General features: G+C 72.7%; 4 protein-coding genes. All 4 read left to right on the forward strand.

Annotation, left to right across the window (positions count from 1 at the left end; all coding sequences use genetic code 11):
* Window positions 1–115 precede the first annotated feature (115 nt).
* Entirely contained in the window at window positions 116–1,306 is a 1,191-nt protein-coding gene (locus QZ433_RS04775; protein ID WP_295780294.1) for an acetyl-CoA C-acyltransferase, read from the forward strand.
* Entirely contained in the window at window positions 1,299–2,054 is a 756-nt protein-coding gene (locus QZ433_RS04780) for an enoyl-CoA hydratase-related protein (protein WP_295780297.1), read from the forward strand. The genes QZ433_RS04775 and QZ433_RS04780 overlap by 8 nt, the downstream gene beginning before the upstream one ends.
* Window positions 2,051–2,953 (forward strand): 3-hydroxyacyl-CoA dehydrogenase family protein, encoded by a 903-nt coding sequence (locus QZ433_RS04785; RefSeq protein ID WP_295780298.1) that lies wholly within the window; start codon window positions 2,051–2,053, stop codon window positions 2,951–2,953. Before QZ433_RS04780 ends, QZ433_RS04785 begins: the two co-directional genes overlap by 4 nt.
* Window positions 2,950–4,697 (forward strand): phenylacetic acid degradation bifunctional protein PaaZ (gene paaZ, locus QZ433_RS04790; RefSeq protein ID WP_295780300.1); only part of this gene is annotated, 1,748 nt, incomplete at its 3' end. The genes QZ433_RS04785 and paaZ, both read left to right, overlap by 4 nt.

A 4,697-nucleotide genomic window follows, 5' to 3' on the forward strand; every position in this document is an offset into this window, starting at 1 on the left:
CGCTCGCCCGTTGCGGCCCGCGCTCCCGCCGTGGCATGATTACTGAACGATCGGTCGGAAAACCTCGCAGCTGAGGACGACGACCCCGCCAGAGTCGGCGGGGGAGAGGAAGACGATGTCGGACGCGTTTCTCATCGGCGGTGTGCGCACCCCGGTCGGGCGGTACGGCGGGGTGCTGGCATCCGTCCGCCCTGACGATCTCGCCGCCCTCGTCGTCGGTCAGGCGGTGGCGCGCGCCGGTGTGCCGGGTGAGGCCGTCGACGAGGTCATTCTGGGGGCGGCCAATCAGGCGGGGGAGGATAACCGCAACGTCGCCCGGATGGCCGTGCTGCTCGCCGGGCTTCCGGATGCCATCCCCGGCCTGACGGTCAATCGCCTCTGCGCCTCGGGCATGAGCGCCGTCGCTCTCGCCGCGCAGGCGATCCGCGCCGGCGACGCCGACGTCGTGGTGGCCGGGGGCGTGGAATCGATGACGCGCGCGCCCTGGGTGCAGGCCAAGCCCGATCGTGCCTGGGCGAAACCGGGGGCCGCGTTCGACACGTCGATCGGCTGGCGCTTCACCAACCCGCGTCTCGCCGCGCGCGACAAGGCCACCTTCACCATGCCCGAGACCGCCGAAGAGGTCGCCCGCGTCGACGGTGTCTCGCGCGCCGACGCCGATGCCTTCGCGCTGCGCAGTCACGAACGGGCGATCGCGGCACAGGATGCCGGGCGGTTCCGCGACGAGATCGTGGCCGTCGAGACCGCCCGGGGTCTTGTCGACACCGACGAGGGACCGCGACGCGACACCTCGCTCGACGCGCTCGCCGGGCTCCGACCGGTCGTGAAGGGAGGCGAGGTCGTGACCGCCGGGAACTCCAGCTCGCTCAACGACGGTGCCTCCGCCATCGTCGTCGCCAGTGCCGACGCTGTCGAGCGCTACGGGCTGAGGGCGCGAGCGCGCATCGTCTCGCACGCTTCCGCGGCCCTCGCCCCCGAGGTCATGGGCCTCGGTCCCGTGCCGGCGACCGAGAAAGCGCTCGCGAAGGCCGGGCTGTCGGCATCCGATCTGGGCACCGTCGAACTCAACGAGGCCTTCGCCTCGCAGGCGCTCGCGTGCATGCGGCGCCTGGGTCTGGATCCCGACATCGTCAACGCCGACGGCGGGGCGATCGCGCTCGGACATCCGCTGGGCTCGAGCGGGTCGCGGCTGCTGGTGACGCTGCTCGGGCGGATGCAGCGCGAGGACGCCCGGTACGGACTCGCGACGATGTGCGTCGGCGTCGGCCAGGGCACGGCGATGATCGTGGAGCGCGTCGATGCCTGACGGCGGCCCCGCGGCCCCCCGCCTCCGCATCGACGACCGCGACGACCGCGTCGTCGCGACCCTCGACCGCCCCGACCGCCGCAACGCCATCGACCAGCGGATGGTCGACGAACTGCACGCCCTCTGCGCCGACCTCGAGGCCGACCCGCGCACGCTCATCGTGACCGGCGCGGGCGGGATCTTCGCCGCCGGGGCCGACATCGCCCAACTGCGCGAGCGCACCGGCGAGGACGCGCGCCGCGGCATCAACGCCGCGGTCTTCGATCGCATCCGCCACCTGCCGATGCCCGTGATCGCCGCCGTCGACGGTTTTGCTCTCGGTGGGGGCGCCGAACTCGCCTACGCCGCCGACATCCGCATCGGCACCCCGCGCGTGCGTTTCGGCAATCCCGAGCCGGGGCTCGGCATCATCGCCGCGGCCGGGGCGTCGTGGCGACTGCCCGAGATCGTCGGTCACGCCCGCGCGAGCGAGCTGCTGCTCACCGCTCGCGTGATCGACGCCGACGAGGCTCTCGCCTGGGGACTGCTCTCGAGCGTGCACGAGCCCAAGGCGCTGCTCGACGCCGCGCACGCGATCGCCGACCGCATCGCGGCGAACTCCGCCCGCGCGACGATCCTCACCAAGCGCGCCCTGCTCGCGCCCCGCGCGGAGCACCCCGCGATCGACGGCGAGCTGCAGGCCGAGCTCTTCGACAGCGCCGACAAGCGCGCCCGCATGACCGCGTTCCTCGAGAGGAAGAAGAAGTGACGCTTCCCGACACCCGCGTGAGCGCGGACGTCCGCACCGGGGATGCCGGCATCCCCACCGCCCTTCCCGCTCGCGTCGGCGTGCTCGGCGGAGGCCGCATGGGCGCCGGCATCGCGCACGCGTTCCTGCTCGCCGGGGCCCGCGTGCACGTCGTCGAGCGCGACGCCGCAGCCGCCGACGCCGCTCGCGACCGCGTCGAGACCGCCCTCTCGCGCTCCGCGCAGAAGGGCATCGAGATCCCGGATGCCGACACCCTCACCGTCGGCACCGACACGGCCGCGTTCGCCGGCGCGGGTCTCGTGATCGAGGCCGTCCCCGAGGATCGCGCGCTGAAGCTCGACGCCCTCGCGCGGATCGAGGGGGTCGTCGACGGCGCCGCGGTGGTGGCATCCAACACCTCCTCCATCTCGATCGACGCGCTCGCCGGATCGCTCGCCCGGCCCGAGAGGTTCCTCGGCCTGCACTTCTTCAACCCCGTCCCGGCATCGGCGCTGGTCGAGGTGGTGACCGGGGCGGTGACGACGCCGGAGGTCGTGGGCGCGGCGACGGCCTGGGTCCAGGCCATCGGGAAGACCGCCGTCGTCGTGCGCGATGCCCCGGGCTTCGCCTCCAGCCGCCTCGGTGTGGCCCTCGGTCTCGAGGCGATCCGCATGCTCGAGGAGGGCGTCGCGAGCGCGCACGACATCGACACGGCGATGGAGCTGGGGTACCGGCATCCGATGGGGCCGCTCCGCACGACCGACATCGTCGGACTCGACGTGCGCCTGGGCATCGCCGAAGAACTCGAGCGCGCGTTCGGTGCGCGCTTCACCCCGCCCGCGCTGCTGCGAGAGCTCGTCGCCCAGGGGCACCTGGGCCGCAAGAGCGGCCGCGGATTCTACGAATGGAGCGAACGATGACGTTTCTGCCGAGCTACGTGAACGGCGCGTGGTGGACGCCCGCCGACGATCCCGACGCGGCGATCGTGCGCGACGCCTCGACGGGGGAGGAGATCGTGCGGGTCAGCACGAAGGGCCTCGACCTCGCCGGAGCCGTCGCCTTCGCGCGCCGCGAGGGTCAGAAGAGCATCGGCGCCCTCACCTTCCCCCAGCGCGCGATGGTGCTGAAGAACCTCGCGATCGCCCTGAACGAGCGCCGCGAAGAGCTCTACGCCCTGTCGGAGCGCTCCGGTTCGACCCGGCGCGACTCGCTCAGCGACGTCGACGGCGGCATCGGCGTGCTCTTCACCTTCTCGTCGAAGGCGCGGCGCGAACTCCCCGCCGGAAAGGTCGTGCTCGACGGACCGATCGAGCCGCTGTCGAAGGACGGCTCCTTCCTCGGCCGGCACGTCTACACGCGCTTGCCCGGGGTCGCGGTGCAGATCAACGCCTTCAACTTCCCGATGTGGGGAGCGCTCGAGAAGTTCGCCCCCGCCTTCCTCGCCGGACTCCCCACGATCGTGAAGCCCGCGACCCCGACGGCGTACATCGCCGAGGCGTGGGTGCGGATGGTCGTCGAGACCGGACTGCTCCCCGAGGGCTCCCTGCAGCTGGTCAGCGGCAGCGTCCCCGGCCTGTTCGCCCTGCTCGACCTCGGCGACACGGTCGGTTTCACCGGCAGCGCCGCGACCGCCGAGCGCCTGCGCGCGCAGACCAAGCCGGGCGTGCGGTTCACGAGCGAGACGGACTCGATCAACGCCTCGATCCTCGGCCCCGACGCGGTGCCCGGCACCCCCGAGTTCGACGCGTACGTGAAGCAGCTGCTCGTCGAGATGACCACGAAGGCGGGACAGAAGTGCACCGCGATCCGCCGCGCGATCGTGCCGGCGGGAACGACGGATGCCGTGGCCCAGGCCCTCCGCGACAAGATCAGCGAGCGCGTCGTCATCGGAGACCCGCGCACCGCGGGCGTGACGATGGGTCCGGTCGTCTCGCTCGCGCAGCGCGACGAGGTGCTGCGGCAGGTGCAGGCGCTGCGCGATGCCGGCGGACGGTTCGTCGTCGGTTCGGACGAGGCGCCCGAGGGTGCGCCGGCGGAGGGCGCGTTCCTGCAGCCCATGCTGCTGTCGTTCGCGGATGCCACGACCCCGGCCGTCAACGACATCGAGGCGTTCGGACCCGTCGCCAGCATCGTCGAGTACGCCGACGTCGCGGAGGCGGCGGCCATCGTGGGGCGCGGCGGCGGCTCCCTCGTCACGAGCGTCGCCACCCACGACCCCGACGTCGCGACCGAGCTGCTCACCCGCATGGGCGCGATGAACGGCCGCGTGCTCTTCCTCGACCGCGACGACGCGCGCACCTCCACCGGACACGGCGCCCCCGTCCCGCACCTCGTGCACGGCGGACCCGGCCGCGCGGGCGGCGGCGAGGAGCTCGGCGGCATCCGGTCCGTCCTGCACTACATGCAGCGCACGGCGATCCAGGGCTCGCCGCGCATGCTGACCGCGCTGACCGGGGTGTGGCATCCGGGAGCCGAGACCGACTCCGGCGGCACGCACCCCTTCCGCAAACCGCTCTCGGAGCTGAGGATCGGGGATGCCGTCGAGTCCGCGGAGCGCGAGGTCGCCCTCGACGACATCGAGGTGTTCGCGCGCTTCACCGGAGACACGTTCTACGCGCACATGGACGAGGAGTCCGCGGCGGCCAACCCCTTCTTCCCGGGGCG

The organism is uncultured Microbacterium sp. (genome assembly GCF_913776565.1).
Lineage (GTDB): Bacteria > Actinomycetota > Actinomycetes > Actinomycetales > Microbacteriaceae > Microbacterium.

Bases quoted from the DNA above. Each gene is read 5' to 3' on its own strand.
- QZ433_RS04775 (WP_295780294.1), top strand. From the start codon at position 116: ATGTCGGACGCGTTTCTCATCGGCGGTGTGCGCACCCCGGTCGGGCGG.
- QZ433_RS04780 (WP_295780297.1), top strand. From the start codon at position 1,299: ATGCCTGACGGCGGCCCCGCGGCCCCCCGCCTCCGCATCGACGACCGC.